This is a genomic window from Lachnoclostridium phytofermentans ISDg, from assembly GCF_000018685.1.
In the GTDB taxonomy this organism is placed as follows: Bacteria; Bacillota; Clostridia; order Lachnospirales; family Lachnospiraceae; genus Lachnoclostridium; species Lachnoclostridium phytofermentans.
In genome coordinates, this window is sequence record NC_010001.1 from 4744308 (window position 1) to 4762537 (window position 18230).

An 18230-nucleotide genomic window follows, 5' to 3' on the forward strand; every position below is an offset into this window, starting at 1 on the left:
TACTGTCATAAAAAGAAGTACGCAAACGAAGCGTACTTCTTTTTTTCATATCAAAGAAAAATAATCATTCATCCTTCTTTCTTACTCTGATAAATATATGTAATAATAGCCTCCATCGGCATTTCCTTAATTGAGATATCAGTAAAGTCACATCTTTCGGAAAACCTTGCCATGAAATTATTTATGGAGATTACATCAAGATCCACGCTGATGGTTATATTCAACTCAGACTCTCTTTCTATAATGCTTGCTCCTTCGATATTCAAATCCTTAATCGGCTGCTGTAATACCAAGTGAACGATTTTCTTCGCCCCCAGAACCTTTCTAAGATTTTCAATAGAATCGTCAAATACCTTCTCTCCGTGATTAATGATAACGATATTCTTAGCCAACTGTTCCACATCCTCCAAATCATGGGTGGTGAGAATAAAGGTGGTTCCTCGCTTGTTCATTTCCCGGATAAATTCTCTAATTTTTTGCTTTGCTATGACATCCAGACCAATTGTCGGTTCATCTAAGAATACTACCCTTGGCTGATGCAGCATGGCCATTATAAACTCACATTTCATTCTCTCACCAAGGGAAAGAACTCTGGTTGGTCTTGTGATATAGTCCTCTACTCCAAAAAGCTTAGACATAACTTCTATTCGCTCTTTATAATCCTGGTCTGATATGTTGTAAATCGCTTTGTTCATTCGAAAGCTATCAATTGGCGGTATGTCCCATATTAGCTGTGACTTTTGTCCAAATACTGCCCCAATTTGATGGACATAAGTTTTTCTGTTCTTCGTTGGATTGAAGCCCATTACACTGATATTACCGCTGGTAGGGTACAGCGTACCAGTTAACATTTTAATTGTTGTAGATTTACCTGCGCCATTGGGTCCAAGAATACCGATGATATCCCCCTCTTCTGCGGTGAAGGAGATATCGTTTACCGCCAATACCGGAACTTTCTCCCTATGGAAAAAGGTTTTAACACTCTCCTTAAATCCACTGCCTCTTTTATAGGTCTCGTACTTCTTAATCAAATTTTCAACTGTAATAATCGTTCCCATCTCAGCCTCCGACGCCCTGATACATGCGTACCATAAATCGATATAAAGCAATTCCTAGAATCAAAAATACAATACATGGAAGAATAGCGATAAACATGATGTAATTCCCTCTTCCCAGCAGTGCTGCTGCCGGAAAGAAGCCAATCATTGCCACCGGTATCAAAAAAGAAGATATGATCAGAATTGCCTTTGGGAAAATACTCTGCGGATACTTTCCGAAGCTTCGCAGGCTGTCAAATATCTCAGGAATGCGTGAATTTCCAACCCATTTGAAAGAAGTTGCAGCCATCATAAGTGCAATCCCCATCATAACCATAAGTCCTATCAGAAACATAGAGCCAAACTGTAGCCACATAATCAGGGATGGTGCTTCCAAATGCGTTAATGCAATTATAAAAATCGTTGCTCCTCCGAGGAATGAGCCAATTGCATCAATGGAAAAGCTGCGTGCCATTAGAAGAAACATTGTATCCACCGGCATTAGCAGTACCATCTCTAAATTTCCCTCACGAACAGCTCCCATGGTTGCCCACATAATTCCATGAAAGCTCATATCAGCGATTGCCATGGACATCGTAAATACGGATTGGATTAACAGTACTTCATATACAGTCCAACCTTCAAATCCAGCTCCCGACCCATAAATTAAGAGGGTAACCAGTGGGAACAATATATCTCCTAGTAGCATAATTACTGAATTCAGGAAAAAATTCAAACGGTAGGTAGAGGCTGTGGTAAAAGACACTTTGATGCACTCCCTATAGATATGCATATATCGTTTCATCTTACTCCTCCTCTATAGATTATGAACTCATTTCAGGATTCTTGCCTTCATATCCCCTTACAAATCCCATAATATTTTTTGGTCCATTTATCTTTTATTTTTTATTTTTTATCTTTTTTCTTTTTTTTATCTTTTATCTTTTTTCTTTTTTTTATCTTTTACCTTTTGTCTTTTATTAAATATGATCTCTAATCTTCACGCGAATTCTTAATTAAACCCCGACACCATTAAAATGATGCATGGATGCTTTATAAATTAGCTCACTTAAAATTATAACGACACCTACAGCGATTCCCTGAAGACCTACGATTGTTGGTATCGGCATATTAATGCCTGCCAAATGAAACTCTCCGGTAAATACCATTGCCGGAACATAGGACATATACGGAAATGGTAAGAAGAATAGTACTCTTTGCACAGCCTCAGGAAAAAATACCAATGGTATGAAGGCTCCGGAAAACACTCCAGATAAAAGATCAAACACCCTTCGTATCCCGGAAGATTGTATAAACCAAAATGCAGTCATTCCCAGTATATAATGAACATAGAAGTTCATTAAGAAAGCAAAAGCTACGGAGAGTAATGTCCATCCTATCCTTTTCGGTATCATTTCAACACCGAACAGTAGGGAAAAAATTAAATAACATGGAATAAATTCAAATAGCAACCCAAGAAACCGATGTCCAACCTTCTGCGAAAATGCAAAGAAGCGATGGTGTATCGGTCTCAAGGAAAAAGTCAAAAACTTACCGGTCTGGATTAGCATCTGTAAATTCCAATCCGCAAAATCCATCGTCAAATAACCTATCAGGGTGGAAGCTCCAAAATAGGTTATTATCTGAGATAGTTGCATGCCATTAATCTCCGCTTTCCCACCATAAGCCGACGTCCAGATAAAATATTGGACAATAAAATAAACTGGTCCTACAAAAATTGAAACCATGGAATGGGTGCGGTAGGCACTCCATTCCTTATAGGTAACCAGTGCCACTGCTTTCATTACTTCGAATTGATGACGTATGTATTTCATTCTTACTTTAATCCTGACCACATCACTGCTGCTGCATTATATAAGGCCTCTCCAGACCAAGCACCATTTACGAACGGAACAAACCAAGCAGCAACCAGTTTTTCTGTAGGATCTATTATGAGACAGCATCCGCCTGCTCCTTCATGGAAGAAGGTTCCCTGAGTATATAAACTCCCTTCATTACAGCGCATATCAGGTCCTAACCCATATTGGCGATATGGTCCGCCCGCATTCCAGCAATAATCCTTGATATGGGGTGCTGTATACAGTGTGGACATTTTTTCTATCGCTTTTCGCCCAATTACTCTTGTTCCATCGATATACCCTCCTTGCAGTAGCATAGTACCAAATCGGCATAAATCATATGCTGTGGAATACATGCTGCCCCCTGTACCAGGTATTTTCGCCCAGACGCTATCTTGTTCTTCTGTACTTTGTGTTCCGTTCAGTATCTCCGTAATGAATTTTTCACTGCGCTCATTAGGGATATTCGTTCTGCTTACAACTTCCTTGTTGTCATAACCAAAACCGGAATCCATCATGCCACAGGGTTTAATAATATGCTCGATAATATAATCATTGGCAAATTGTCCGCTAACTCTTGTAATAATCTCTCCAAGTATTACATAACCAAAACTACAATAGGCCCATTCTTCTCCTGGTTTTTTCCGCATTCCACTTCTCAAAGAGGCAGCAATCCAATTCATGCCCTTGTCATGATCGATAAATGCCCATGGCGATACAAAATATTTATTTTCGAAGCACTCATCATCCGCCTGCAACCCCGAGGTATGAGAAAGCAGATGTGCGATTGTGATTTCATTGAAAGGTTTTGTATCAAACTCTTCAATGAATTCCCCAACCCTTTGACTTACTCTTAATTTACCATCTTCCGCTAACTGCCAGATAGCGGTTGCAGTAAACAGCTTAGTAATGGAAGCAATCCGTTGAATAGTGTCCGGTCTTAACTCTCTTGTATCCTCTTCCCGAAAAGAGAGCTTACCGACTGCATTATTGGCAAATACTTTTCCGTCTCTCGCCAGACAATAGTTTGCAGAAATCAATATTTTTCTTTTCGTCAAATCCTCAAAAAAATGGCTCAGTTTTACTAACCTATCCTCATCATACCCAACATCTTCCGGTGTATAATCTGTCTTAAAGCTGATCATATTTATTGCCTCCTTTTGAATTGTAGAAGTCGAACTGAGTGGAATTGAAATCACATGATAAAAGGTTGTTTCATTTTTTACTATGTAAATATATTCTATTATTATACATTTTTAGGTTTGGAAAGTAAACTGTGAAAAATATTGAAATTCTATTAACAAGCTTTAATAAGGTTTATATTAATCATGTTTATATTAATCACTTTGGCTCAAGCTAAAGTACTACAATTGGAGTAATTTTAACGCCAGCTTAAGATGAGTAAATTATATAATTAAGCATCAAAAAGGAGGGTCGCAAAATAGCTGATAAATAGCTATGGGGCGGCCCTCCTTTGTAGTTTTGAGATTTTCGAATGTAGTTTAAGCTTGAGTTTATTATCTTCAAGATTTTAGACGTGAATATAATCTTAGGGTCAACCACTGGAGTTCTACCTTTAATCTATTGGAATAAGTAATCGTTTCATGGGTTGGCTTTTTCATAAATTAAATTCTCCTACTAAGGTAGCTAAATCTTTAACCATACTGTTTAAGTCACGTATAGTTTCCGATATTTCTTCTGTAAAAGCAGTTTGTTCCTCCGCTGAACCGGTTATTTCCTGAACAGATGCAACAGATTGCTCTATGGCATTCTTAATATTTTCCATGGAGATCATTACTTCATTTTTTACATTTTCTATTGATTTTATATCTTCATCAAAAAGTTCAATTTGATTCACTGTACTATCCACCGATTCTTTTGTTATTTCAAAAGATTCCTTTGAGGTAGCAATTGAGCCTTTAACAATGTGAAGTAAGCCGCCGGTTCTGCTTAATGTCTCCGCTATACCGGATATGTCGTCTGCAATTGCAGTTACAATTGATTTGATTTCCCGGGTAGAAGTAGAGGATTGTTCTGCCAGTTTCCTTACTTCATCAGCAACAACGGAAAACCCTTTTCCATGCTCTCCAGCTCTTGCTGCTTCAATAGCTGCATTTAATGCTAAGAGGTTGGTCTGGTTTGCAATAGAATCTATGGATTCCAAAATCAGTCCGATGGAATTGGATCTTTGGGATAAATTTTCTATTTGCTCTGCCATTTCCACATCGGCTTCCAAATATTTGTTAAAATTATAATTTAAGTCATCAATAGCTTTAATACCTACTTCGTTTTGCTTTTGCATTTTATTGGCATTATTCAAAGTGATATTCAATTTTGATGTAATATCTTCAATTTTGTTGGATAAATCATTTGTGATATTATATGTAGCTTCACTTTCAAAAACTTCTTGTTCGGAACTTTTTGCAATTTCTTGAATGCTTTTTGATATTCCATCGCTGGATTGCTCTAATTCATCAATGGACCTTTCAATTATTTGGGAAGAATCAAAAAGATGCTTGGTTATATTATGAATTTTAATTGTCATTGCCTTAATATTGTCAACCATCTTATTAAATGATTCCGTAAGCAAACCAATTTCATCACTGCTTTTCACCTTTAATTTATCCACAACCAAATCATTATTTGCCACTTTATTTGCAACATTGGCTATTGATATAATCGGATTCACGATATATCTTACTATGAGAATTACTACAATTATAATTAATACCAGAAAAACACCAGGAATTAACATGGATAACTGCTTAAACTGCTGCAGGGTATCATGTATATAGGTTGCATCATAATCTACTCCTACAAATCCAACCACCACGCCAGTACTGTCCTTTAGGGGATAATAAGAATCAACCAGTATTCCCCATTCTCCATAATCTTTAATCTCATTGCCGATAAATACATCGCCGTTAGTGGCGGTCACATAACCAGGAATAGTTTCTTCCACATCTCCTATATGTGATCTGTCCTCTCCTAAAGAACCATCTACAACATATTGAAACTCTTTGTTATCAGCTTGTCTCATGATATAAAGATATTTCGCTCCGCCTAACTCCATGAGATTGTTTAGCTTTTCTTGTATACCCTTATATGTCTCTGTGTTTTCATCCTCTAATGTTGTCAGTTTCTTTAAATCATCAGGGTTTATTTGCTTTGCGGCTGTTTCAGCTATTTTATAAGCCTTATCGCCAGTGGTTTTCATAACCATGCGGTAACTGGTATAATACAATAGATACGAAAAAATACCAATAAATACAATAAAGCAGCTTAACAAAGATATTAAAATTTTGGTTCTTAACTTTTTTAAAACAGATATTTGCATACGTTTTCTCCTCAATGTAGTCTAACTAAATACTATAAAATTATGTAGTTATTTTTTTCACAATGCCCTATTATATCACAGAGCAAGATAAATTGGGAGCATTATAATTTTAAAATGAAAATTTTTTCTTGCTTATAAATGCTAAAAGAACCGACTAAAATATCCGCCGATTCTTTCTTCTCATAATTATCTTAAACAAATCTTCTCTTTCCAGTCACATGGTCTAAAGTAATCTGATAAATTGTCATCACCTTTAGAGCCCCCTCGTTAATGGGATACCCGTCAAATCCACAATGGGTTACAAGTAATTCAAGCCCTTTTATCGCATCCTGATCAAATACCTTAACTGCTTCACCATACCCAATGATACTTTCGTATTCGCAAGTGACGCTATTTCCTGTTTCAGTAAAGCGATGACAGATATCTGCTTCTATACACACCTTATTGTTTCTTCCTATAAGATCGTGCTTTTTCCCTTCCTTCGCACCGTGCACATATAATATGATTTTATTATCTATTACTTCGTATCCAAATGAGATAGGTACAACATAGGGATACTCCTCATCAAATATCCCGATGCGAATTGTATCACAACGATTTATTACATCAACAATTTCATTAAAGTCTTTAATTCCACGATCTGATTTTCTCATGATGGAACCCTCCAATTTTTTATTCGTAGTAAAAGTAATGTTTATATTCTAACTTTTATTCTTAAGTTTTCCAAGTACTATTTTAGATATAGATAGGGAATGTACTTTGCCATTTTAGCTCTTTATTTTTTACACACATTTATATCGCAAAAAAGAAGTACGCTTCGCTTGCGTACTTCTTTTTTGATTGTATGATAAGCTTACTCTTCAATAATAACTTTAATTGACTTCTTCACACCATCTACGATTACATAAATCCAATCTGTTTCCGCAGAAACTGCTTTTACCGTTGCAGTTGTACTTCCTGGATTCTTCTTTACAACTGCACCATCTTTTTTACTTGACATCCAGATGATGCTATCTTCATCCAAACCGTTAACTTTGATTTCAAATACTGCTTCTTCTCCCACTTTCATTCGTACAGTACTTTCCACAAATTCTACGGTTGCCTTTTTAATAGATAATTTTCTAGTATAAACTTCCTGTGTACCATCCTGCATTGTTACAGTAGCTGTAATGATTGCAACACCAGATTCTTTTGCAATCAGACGTCCATTTTGTTTTACCTCTACAATGCCTGGATTATTTGACTTGTAAGTAATCGTGATTGGTACAATTCCCTCTGCCAACTTACTTAATGTTTTTTCATCAAAGTTAGCTACTTTAACAACGTTAGTCGGAAGTTTTAACCCAAACCATCCTAAGTTAGAACTATCACCACCAACATAAAGAGTACCAGTACGCTTTGGAGTTAAATGTTCAAAAATCTCCTCTTTTGTTAATTCTGGTGCTGGAGTTGGGGTAGATGTTGGGGCCGGTGTAGATGTTGGAGCTGGCACTTCTGGCGATTGTGTTGGTTGTGGTGTTACAGTTTCAGCAACTTCAGGGCCGATTGTTGGTTCAAATGATGGAGTTCCTCCTACTCTTGCACCGATACCTGCTGGAGCATTCTCTGTTAATACAAGGAATCCATTCATGTTTATTGTTCCATCTACATTTCTTGTAATTCCATTGAAAGTTAAGCTTTCAAACCAATCACTAGAAACCGTATTTCCTGCCTTATTCTTAGAAGAAGCGCTAGCAACATCCCAGTAATAATTGGTTGCTCCATATACCTTATTTTCATCCTGAGAACCTTTAAATTTAAAGTTCTCTGGCATTTTAATACAATCATCTTGGCCAATCACAATACCCTCAGTACGATAGGAAAGGATACCATCCGCATAGAAATCTGTATTCACTGCATCATTTGTGTAAAGAGCAACGTTATAACTCTCGTTATTAAATGATGTACTACTATAAACCTGGATATCTGGACAACTGTTTGAATCAATACCCTTTGCTTTATTTCTAAATGATACGGAATTCTCTAACTGGTGATATCCGGTGATACTGGAACCACCCATCTTAAATCCATTACCATTACCTGCATTTGTTCCATCTTCTAAATAGCCATTGCCATAAGCAACACTATTTCTAATTGTAACCTTACCGATAGAACCAGTCTCTGGTTTAGCAAAAAAGTCCCAACCATCGTCTGCGTTGTTGTAAGCGATACATCCATCAAATACATTGCCATTGCCAACCGTTAACTTTGCTGCAAAACCATCTGCATCTTCATATCCCTTATCTGCATTTCCATAAGAGGTACAGTTTAAGATAAGGTTATTTGCTGGCCATAAATCCCAATCATCAGTACCTAAATATCTGGAAATCTGAAGACCTGTATTACCATTGTGGTACGTATTAACCTGGTCGTAAATACAATTGCTTCCGGATACCTGAATACCTTTTTGTGCATCCTGAGTTTTTGTTACATCAAAACCCTTGAAATACCAATAGTTCCCCACTACTATCATGCCTGCACAAGCACTGTTAAAATTAAATACAGGACGAGTAGACGCATTCGGATCTGCTACCATTTGAATCATCTTGTCTGCTGTTCCATCAATACCACGTTCAATCTTAATTGTTTTTGTTAAGCTATAAGTACCACCAGCTAGAACAATGGTCTGACCTGGTTGAACATGCTTTACTGCTGTATAAATATCTAAAGGATTCGCTTTTGTACCGCTACCATTTGGTGAACCATTTGGTGCTACATAAATAGACTGACCTTCTTCACCATAGCTCTTATAAAATACAGTATGAGTGAAGTTCTTTGTTGCATAAGAAGATAACTCCTCAAACTCACTTGGCTTGTAACCTTTATCAGGTGTAAATGTTACATTAAATGTATTATTTCCCTTACTTAAGTTTACACGCTTTGTAATATTAGTATTTGCATTTACGTGTTCCTCTTTGGTAATTACCTGACCAAGAGAATCTGTAATAGTTAATACACCATCTGCATTAGCACGGAATACTAAGTTATATCCCGATGTGCCAACTGCTGTTGCAGAAGTAACTGTATATGAAGGAGTTACTAACGCAATTGGACGTTCTTCTGCTGGTGGATCTGTTTTAGGATCTGAAGTAATTAACTCAATATCTGTTACTGTAATACTAGCATATCTAGATGCAAAGAAACCAACATAAATATTGTCTTTGTCAATCTGAGTTAATGCATTACGGTCTAAATCATAATATAACTTAGTTGTAGTATTTCCTTCTGGATCAGTGTAACTAATACGGTAACCAGTGTTGTCACGCTGGATTGCTAAATCAAATGTAGTTACCGGGTTAGCAATGGTTCCTCCTGGTTGACTTGTATAATTTCCTACAATGTTGTAAGTACCCGTGCCGTTATTTGCACAAGAAGTTTCAATTGGTGCCATCCTAGAGCTAAATAACTCATTGAGGTTTGTGTTAATTGTATTATCCGCGATATTCTCTGCAGTTACACCAACCTTTTCTTGTGCACCAATACCAAGTTTCATTGAAATATTATCGCCTACGTCAGATACCTTCTGATTCTCTTTATCCCAAGAGTATTCAACCTTTGTTACACTTGCCATATAAGAGTTATTCCAGAATACTAAATTGTTTCCATTCACTCCGACAGCATCAGCAGCCATAAGACCGAAGCCTTCCTGACCATTAGAAAATGTCCAAGTATCCACTGCTACTTTTGCTCGTAAGATAAAGTTTTCTTCCGCTGCATTAATCTTTGTATAATAGAAAGCAAGACCATCTGTAGAAAGTGGCACAAGCTTACCTTTACCACTTTGGCTTACTACTTTAACTTCACCATCTAAAGCATTTCCACTATAATAATTGTTTTTTGTATCAACACCTGAACCAAAGGCTGCAAATGACCAAGCTCTTTGAAATTCCTGTTCAACTTTCACGGTAGTAGTCGCTTCTGTTGATTCACTACCACGTACTGCTTTCACTCGAATTGTATATGTTAATCCTACAGTTAAACCATCAATTATAACTGTGGTTCCAGTAACTGTTTTCACAGTTGTGAAATTAGTTTCGCCATCAGCTTTATATGCTACTTCATAACCTTCTGATTCTTTTACTTCATTCCATGTAACATCTACAGAACCATTACCTACATTATTAACAGATTGAATTTCTGGCTTTCCTAGAGGTAAAATAAATCCAACTTCTTGAGATTTTTCACTGATCTTATCTACTTCTTGACCTCTAGATAATACCGCTCTAAACTGGTAATTTCCACTGGCATCAGGAGTGAATACAACTGTTCCACTATTCCCTGGTGCAGAGCTCTTTTCTATTTTCTTAAGAGTATCACCTTCGTACATCTCAATAGTTATAGAATCTGCATAGCCATTACCAACTTTACCGAGAAAATCTACCGCGATCGCATTATCATTTGCTGCAACTTTGCTAATTGAAGGCGATTCTATATCTTCCCAAGATACGGAATTATCACCATAGACGATAGATAAACCGTACATAGGAATTTTAGTTCCATCTCCATAGAAGTAATAGGATTTTCCTGCTTCTACTTCATAAGTTTTAACAATAAATTCATTTGTACCACCTGCTTTGTAGCTATCAATATTTATCTTATTACTATCTACAAAATAATAAATTTTCCCAGCATTTAATTTAAATACAATTGTAAATTTACCATTGTCTTCTGGAGTAACCTTTACAACAGATCCCGTAGTAGGAATATCTCCTTTACTTGGTGAAGGATTCCCTGTTCCTACAATACTACCGTTATATGTTACACCCTCTATCTCCTGAGTGGAAGCTGTATATGACATATTCTCAAGAACTTCTATACCATGATAATTAGTATTCACTTTAAGTCCCGTGGTAATATCAATGTCATATTTTTCTGAAGATATTCCTCCCCCAGAAGCTACATTCACATCCATTACCTCAAATCCTTCAGGCATACTGTCATCAGCATCTAGGCTATCAACTACAGTATCCTCCGTAACGTATGCTGTTCCTTCATCACTTACTTCCACTGCATATGTAATTCTCACTGGAGCAACCATCGTTAAAACCATGATAATAGCCAGCAAACATGCAAGGATTCTGTTCTTCATATTTTTCTTTGAATAAAACATTTTTCCCTCCTAAATATTTTTAATCTCATATTGTAATTGTTTACATGGTTAAGTAGATAAATTATATGTAAAACCATGTGGTATTATGGAATTTTTTAACGTATACAATACAAAATTATAAAGTATGAAAAAATAAATCATTTCCAAAATGTAAGTGCTTACATTTTGGATTATATAAAATCTAATAAATTGTAACATACATTTCATATATTGTAAATATCTTCTTGTGTGTTTTATATAATGTACACAATTATAAAGTAATGTTTTTGTGTATTATTTAAAATCTTATTCTGTTGATTGATCTTCATTTTATTAATATGAAGTATTTTCTCTAATGTCCTCAGAATCCATAAATAAAAAAGAAGCTCTACGATTCCAACTCTTTCGTTAGATTCTATCGAGCTTCCTTGCTATAAATATAATACACTCTATGTTTGTATTCCTTCTTCCTAAAAGAATATCAATACATCTCTACTCCCAATAAAACCCATTCTCCGGTAATTTCCCACCTACTGATTCTGGTTTTTGATCATAGAGTACCTTTAAATATCCATTCACTTTATTTTTCATTTCCTCACCACGAATTAATGTAATATTACAGTAAGGGATTGCTTGCTTAGCAACAGGTGCTTTAACTATTCCGAACTTTTCAATTAAGGTTGAAGCCTCTTCCACTTTACTATTTACATAAGTAACGCTATCCCTGTACTCTGATAAAAAGGCTTCTACTGCTTCTTTATTCTCATCAGCGAATTTTTTGTTAACTACAACGACACCAGTAACTACAGAACTATCGGAATTTAATGCTTCCCATTCCTTTGTTACATCTAATGCAACTCTAACTTTATCGTTTGTCATTTGCACTGTGGTAACATAAGGTTGAGGTAGCATTGCTATTGCATTTTCAGATTCACTTAACATAGCTGCAACTTCTGTTGCTTCGGATTTATATTCAATGGTTACATCTTTACTTGGATCGATTCCATGAGAACTAAGAAGATAATTTAGAGTAAATTCTGGTGTTGTTCCCTTCCCAGTTGAGTAAATTGTCTTGCCTTTCAAATCTTCAACACTTTTTATAGAGTCGCCAGTCTCAACAATATATAATACACCAAGTGTATTGATGCCTGCTACCTGAATTTTTCCTTCACTGTTTTGATACAGGATAGAAGCTAGATTACACGGAATAGCTGCAATTTGAAAATCACCCTTAATTAAGTTTGCTGTGATTTCATCTGCTGTTCCAGCGATTGTAAAATCATATTTGTTTGCAGTCTCTCCATTTTCTGCTCTCTCCATAAGTTCTACCATACCCATTGCTGTAGGACCTTTTAGAGCTGCAATATTCATTGTGATTTTCTCAACAGTGCTCTCCTCCCCTTTCGTTGGTTCTTCGGTTGGCTTTGTTGTTACTTCTTCTGCCTTAGTTGGCTCAGGAGCTATATTGTTATCCTCTACATTCTTTTTTGTGGAGCAGCCTGCTAACACCGCCATACTAAAGATAAGTGTTAGAATCAAATATTTATACTTCTTCATAAAAACCTCTATTCTGGTACTTTTAGCACCTTTTATTAATAATAATTTAAAACACTATTACTTTAAACAAGAGCAAAACATGTAATGAATTTCTTTCAGTCTAAGATAATCATGAATTTCATCCTGTCTAAAATAAACATGAATTTCACCCTGTCTAAGATAAACAAGAATTTCACTTTGTCTAAAAATTACACACTTATGATGATTTTGAATACATCGTCTTAACACTGATTCCCTTTACCATACCCAATTTACCAGATAGGGAACTAATCACATTGTTTTCTGCATCTACCACCACACTAATTATGCTGACACCCTTATCCTTATAGGGAAGGCCCATTCTACCGATGATATAGCTGCTATATTCATGTAAGATATGATTCACCTCTGCTGATGCACTAAGTTCCTCCACTATGATCCCGATTAATGCAATTCTAGTATCCACAATTGTCCTCCTTTCGATTATGTATTAGGGGAAAGCTATTAGTAGTCCAGCTCCCTAGATATACAGAATAAAAATGGCTTTTGAAAGCTGAAATGAATTCCTCATTCCCTTTCAAAAGCCTGATTTACGCTTTTTTCGTTTTCTCTTAAAACAGAACTATCTTTTCTGTCTTCAAAACTTTTCAAATTGCGCTTCTTTATCAGGTGTTTCCTTCTATGTCAGCGACTACATTATATAGCATATTTTAACAACTGTCAAACTTTAAAGCGGTAGCCCACACCCCAGATTGTTTCGATGTATTGTGGTTTTGAAGTGTTTGCTTCAATCTTTTCTCGGATCTTTTTAATATGAACGGTAACCGTAGCAATATCACCAATCGACTCCATATCCCAAATCTCTTGAAATAGTTCTTCCTTAGTATAAACATGGTTTGGATTTTGTGCTAAGAAAGTAAGTAGGTCAAACTCTTTGGTTGTAAATGCCCTTTCCTCTCCATTCACATAAACACGTCGAGCAGTTTTATCAATTTTGATACCACGAATTTCTATCATTTCATTTTCCTTCATTCCAGTACCAATCAATCGCTCATATCTTGCTAAATGTGCTTTTACCCTAGCCACCAATTCACTTGGGCTAAATGGCTTTGTCATATAATCATCTGCTCCGAGTCCAAGTCCTCGAATCTTATCAATGTCATCCTTTTTTGCAGACACCATAATAACAGGGATATTCTTTTCTTCCCTAACACGCTTACAAATTTCGAATCCATCTACGTTTGGTAACATTAAGTCTAGAATGATTAACTTATAATCCCCTGTTAGAGCTGCCGCTAAACCTTTATCTCCGGTATTTTCAATATCTACCTCAAAACCAGAAAGCTCTAAATAATCCTTTTCAAGTTCTGCAATTGCAGCTTCATCTTCTACTATTAATATCTTGTCCATAAAAATCTCCTTTCTTCTGCTACCGTGTGAACATTTTCTTTATTTTCAATTCAGAAGAAAAAAATGGAATCTCAATGGATTTCATTTTTATTCTTCTGGTGTGAAGTTTTAGAATTCCTAAGGTAGTCTTTTGCTTAATTAGAAATTCTCTTCAAACTTTAATCTTTTACTTTTAGTTCTAATCCTTTTTTTATTTTTGAGAGTTTCTTCTCCATATGCTCTTTATCAGTCCATTTCATTATTGTAAAGATAATGCTCGTTCCTACACCGACTTCACTCTTTGCCCAGATGTTACCACCATGCTCTTCAATTACTTTTTTAGCAATCGCTAAGCCAAGTCCAGAACCCCCTTGCTTAGAATTTCTGGATGCATCTGCCCGGTAAAAGCGTTCAAATATATTCGGAAGGTCTTTCGCTGCAATACCACAACCATCATCTTCAATTGAAACTTGTACCATATCACCAGCATCGGATAGTCTTACCCTAATGGTTCCTTCTGCTTTTCCCATGTACTTTATTGCATTTCCCACAATGTTATGAATTACTCTCTTTAATTGCTCTGTATCAATAATTACTTTACATTCTGGTGATACCATATTCTCATATTCTAACTTAATATTCTTAATCTCAAGTTCGAAGCTGAGCTCATCTACGCAGTCACTAAAGTAATCATCGATTCCAATAATGTTAAAGTTATATGGAACTGTGTTATTATCAATCCTTGCATAAAGCGATAATTCATCTACTAAGGAAGACATATCATTTGCCTTTGTATAAATTGTTTTTACGTATCGATCAAGCTTTTCTGGAGTATCTGCTACCCCATCGATAATTCCTTCCGAATACCCCTTAATCGCAGTAAGCGGCGTCTTTAGGTCATGCGATATATTACTTAATAACTCTCTCGAATTTTCATCATACTGCATCTTTACTTCAATTAGCTCTTTTAGATGAATTCTCATTTCCTCAAAATCTTCGCATAACTGGCCAATCTCATCATTTGATCTTACAGTAATCGAATAATTTAGATTTCCTTCCTTCATCTCCTTGGTCGCACGTTTTAGTACATCAAGTGGTTTTATAATTCCTCTGTAAAGCCATATAATTAAAATAACAGCGGTTATTATGATAATTAATACAAAGGATATCACCGCTTGAATTGCAGAAACTTTTAGCTGTGGAACAATATTATCAACCTCTGTTAATACAAATATGGTTCCCTCGGAGCCATCCTGATACAAAAAGTCTTGCTGTTTTACTAAAATGGGGTTTTTACCTCCAACATAAATACCTCCATCAACTTCTGTGCTATGATTATTGTAGCTTGGAAGATTGTTCTTCACAGTTGTAAATTTAGCAGTATTCCCAACAAAAATAATCTCTTGATCCTTTCTGACAACTAAGAAAGAATATTTCCCTTTAAGTTCTGCGTTAAGCGATTTAATATATTCTAAATCCTCTAATTCCCAAGGTGATTTCATTGCCTGGGTTTTAATTCTATTAAAAGCATCCCTTGTAACTCGATTTAATATCTGTATTGGATTCGTTATTACCTGCACGGTATTAAACTCTACGTCATAGGTTTTCTGAATCGAGTTTAACTGGTACTCAATGATTAGCTTACCAGTCATAACAGCTAAACATATGGGTAGAATAATAATGATTAAGAACGACATCTTTAGTCTGTTTTTTAGATCCACTTTCCTTCCTCCGTATCTATGTCTCATACTAAAAGGTTCTATATTTCTATGGAAAACAGTAACACCTCTTAAATGGAATGTGATAACTATTAAACATTTAATCCTACCGGTGTTAGTGTTTAAATGTTCCTAACTTTTTATTCTATCCTATCAAAAAATAACAAGTTTTACTATTTCCTCATTCCATTATAACATAACAAAGGCTAGCTTACACATAAACAATCTATAAAAACATCTATAAAAACTATAAAAAGAACTTCCCACGAAATGATATGCTTCTCCTTGTAGCAAACAGTTTTATTATTTAAACTGTCTATCACAAGGGGCGTCTATCACACGGGAAGTCCCTTTGCTTATAATTTTGCTTATAATTCTGTTAACTTTACTTATAATTTAATCTTATAATTTATTCCTATAAATATTTCTTTAGCTCTTCTGCCTTATCTGTTTGCTCCCAAGGAAGATTTAAGTCATTTCTACCAAAATGTCCATATGCAGCTGTTTGCTTATAGATTGGTCTTCTTAAATCAAGCATTTTAATGATACCAGCTGGACGAAGGTCAAAATGTTTACGAACAATTTCAGTTAACTCTTCATTGCTCTTCTTTCCTGTTCCAAAAGTATCGATCATAATGGAAGTAGGCTGAGCAACACCAATTGCATAGGATAACTGTATCTCGCACTTATCTGCAAGACCAGATGCAACAATATTCTTAGCAACATAACGAGCTGCATAAGAAGCAGAACGATCTACCTTTGTACAGTCCTTACCAGAGAATGCACCGCCGCCATGACGAGCATATCCACCGTAGGTGTCTACGATAATTTTTCTACCTGTTAAACCACTATCTCCATTTGGTCCACCAATAACGAAACGTCCCGTTGGATTAATAAAGAATTTTGTCTTCTCATCTACCATTTCTTTTGGAAGAACTGGTTCAAAAACATACTTCTTAATATCCTCATGAATTTGCTCCTGTGTCACATCTGGATCATGCTGAGTAGATAATACAACTGCATTTAAGTGAACTGGTTTACCTTCTTCATTATATTCCACTGTAACTTGTGATTTTCCATCCGGACGAAGGTAGCTAAGGGTACCATCTTTTCTTACTTTAGATAACTGTTTTGTTAATTTATGAGCCAATGAAATAGGATATGGCATAAGTTCTTCGGTCTCATTGGATGCATAACCAAACATCATACCTTGATCTCCAGCACCAATTGCTTCAATTGCTTCGTCTGTCATCTCATTTTGCTTTGCTTCTAACGCTTTGTCTACACCAAGAGCAATATCTTTTGACTGTTCGTCAAGTGCAACAATAACACCACATGTATCTGCGTCAAAGCCATACTTTGCACGATCATACCCGATTTCTTTTACGGTATCACGTACAATCTTTTGAATATCAACATAACCAGATGTTGTAATCTCACCCATTACAAGTACGAGTCCTGTAGTGATTGCTGTTTCACACGCAACACGGCTCATTGGATCTTGCTCTAATAAGGCATCTAATACTGCATCTGATATTTGATCACAGATTTTATCTGGATGGCCTTCTGTAACTGATTCTGATGTAAATAGTAATTTGTTTTGCATAAAAACTCCTTTCACCCTTCCATGTTCTGAAAGGCTTATGATATATTATTTGTGCCGATTTAGGTCCGAATACAACCGTCGTAGTATTTTCCTCTATCCACAAAAAAAGTCCGCATAAGCGGACTTGTTTATTAAAAACCAAATCCTCTCATTGTTCGATTGCTCGCTCAACTTAGCACCTTCCCATAGGGGGTTGCCGTGACTTCACTGAGTCTTTACTCTCCGTCACTCTGAATAAGAGAAATATCTATGAACTTATTGTATATTCGTACACTTAGTAGACAATAAAATTGATTGTCACTTGTGCATTAACTATATCGAAAAATCGCTTAACTGTCAAGAAAAATAATTTACCAAAGCTCTTTACATTTCTCATAGAATTATTTTCTTGTTGCAGTAAAACCGATATCCGCTAACTCTTCCACTGCTTGATTTAATGTTGCCTCATCACCGTCAATACTTACAGACTTACTGGATAAGTCAACTTCATGATTAATATTAAGTCCCGCAAGAAGATTATGAATACGATCTACGCAGTGGTTACAGCTCATTTCTTTAATATCAAATTTAGTCATAATGTACTCCTTTTCTGTGCACCTTTGCACGATACATAGTTTTGT

General features: G+C 35.8%; 13 protein-coding genes and 1 riboswitch. All 13 genes read right to left on the reverse strand.

Going from position 1 to position 18230, the window contains the following annotated elements:
• Nucleotides 1-68: 68 nt before the first annotated feature.
• Nucleotides 69-1058: an ABC transporter ATP-binding protein gene (locus CPHY_RS19990; protein ID WP_012201857.1), complete on the reverse strand. Its 990-nt coding sequence runs from the start codon at nt 1056-1058 to the stop codon at nt 69-71.
• A 1-nt stretch (nt 1059) separates the two neighbouring features.
• Nucleotides 1060-1842: an ABC transporter permease gene (locus CPHY_RS19995; RefSeq protein WP_012201858.1), complete on the reverse strand. Its 783-nt coding sequence runs from the start codon at nt 1840-1842 to the stop codon at nt 1060-1062.
• 211 nt (nt 1843-2053) lie between these two features.
• Entirely contained in the window at nt 2054-2872 is an 819-nt protein-coding gene (locus tag CPHY_RS20000; protein ID WP_012201859.1) for an ABC transporter permease, read from the reverse strand.
• A gap of 2 nt (nt 2873-2874) precedes the next feature.
• Nucleotides 2875-4041 carry a serine hydrolase domain-containing protein gene (locus tag CPHY_RS20005; RefSeq protein ID WP_012201860.1) on the reverse strand — a complete coding sequence of 389 codons (1167 nt, stop codon included), beginning with the start codon at nt 4039-4041 and terminating at the stop codon, nt 2875-2877.
• Nucleotides 4042-4514: 473 nt separating this feature from the next.
• Nucleotides 4515-6233 carry a methyl-accepting chemotaxis protein gene (locus tag CPHY_RS20010; protein ID WP_012201861.1) on the reverse strand — a complete coding sequence of 573 codons (1719 nt, stop codon included), beginning with the start codon at nt 6231-6233 and terminating at the stop codon, nt 4515-4517.
• A gap of 191 nt (nt 6234-6424) precedes the next feature.
• Nucleotides 6425-6886, reverse strand: coding sequence for a pyridoxamine 5'-phosphate oxidase family protein (locus tag CPHY_RS20015; RefSeq protein ID WP_012201862.1), 462 nt, complete (start codon nt 6884-6886; stop codon nt 6425-6427).
• A gap of 200 nt (nt 6887-7086) precedes the next feature.
• Nucleotides 7087-11382: a fibronectin type III domain-containing protein gene (locus CPHY_RS21075; RefSeq protein WP_012201863.1), complete on the reverse strand. Its 4296-nt coding sequence runs from the start codon at nt 11380-11382 to the stop codon at nt 7087-7089.
• Nucleotides 11383-11853: 471 nt separating this feature from the next.
• Entirely contained in the window at nt 11854-12918 is a 1065-nt protein-coding gene (locus CPHY_RS20025) for an ABC transporter substrate-binding protein (protein ID WP_012201864.1), read from the reverse strand.
• A gap of 196 nt (nt 12919-13114) precedes the next feature.
• Nucleotides 13115-13363 (reverse strand): TM1266 family iron-only hydrogenase system putative regulator, encoded by a 249-nt coding sequence (locus CPHY_RS20030; RefSeq protein ID WP_012201865.1) that lies wholly within the window; start codon nt 13361-13363, stop codon nt 13115-13117.
• Nucleotides 13364-13617: 254 nt separating this feature from the next.
• Nucleotides 13618-14307, reverse strand: coding sequence for a response regulator transcription factor (locus CPHY_RS20035; protein ID WP_012201866.1), 690 nt, complete (start codon nt 14305-14307; stop codon nt 13618-13620).
• Between the two features lie 158 nt (nt 14308-14465).
• Nucleotides 14466-16007: a sensor histidine kinase gene (locus tag CPHY_RS20040; RefSeq protein ID WP_012201867.1), complete on the reverse strand. Its 1542-nt coding sequence runs from the start codon at nt 16005-16007 to the stop codon at nt 14466-14468.
• A gap of 412 nt (nt 16008-16419) precedes the next feature.
• Entirely contained in the window at nt 16420-17610 is a 1191-nt protein-coding gene (metK, locus tag CPHY_RS20045) for a methionine adenosyltransferase (protein ID WP_012201868.1), read from the reverse strand.
• A 145-nt stretch (nt 17611-17755) separates the two neighbouring features.
• A riboswitch (SAM riboswitch) is annotated at nt 17756-17851 on the reverse strand.
• Nucleotides 17852-17990: 139 nt separating this feature from the next.
• Nucleotides 17991-18185: a heavy-metal-associated domain-containing protein gene (locus tag CPHY_RS20050; RefSeq protein ID WP_012201869.1), complete on the reverse strand. Its 195-nt coding sequence runs from the start codon at nt 18183-18185 to the stop codon at nt 17991-17993.
• Nucleotides 18186-18230: the final 45 nt, after the last annotated feature.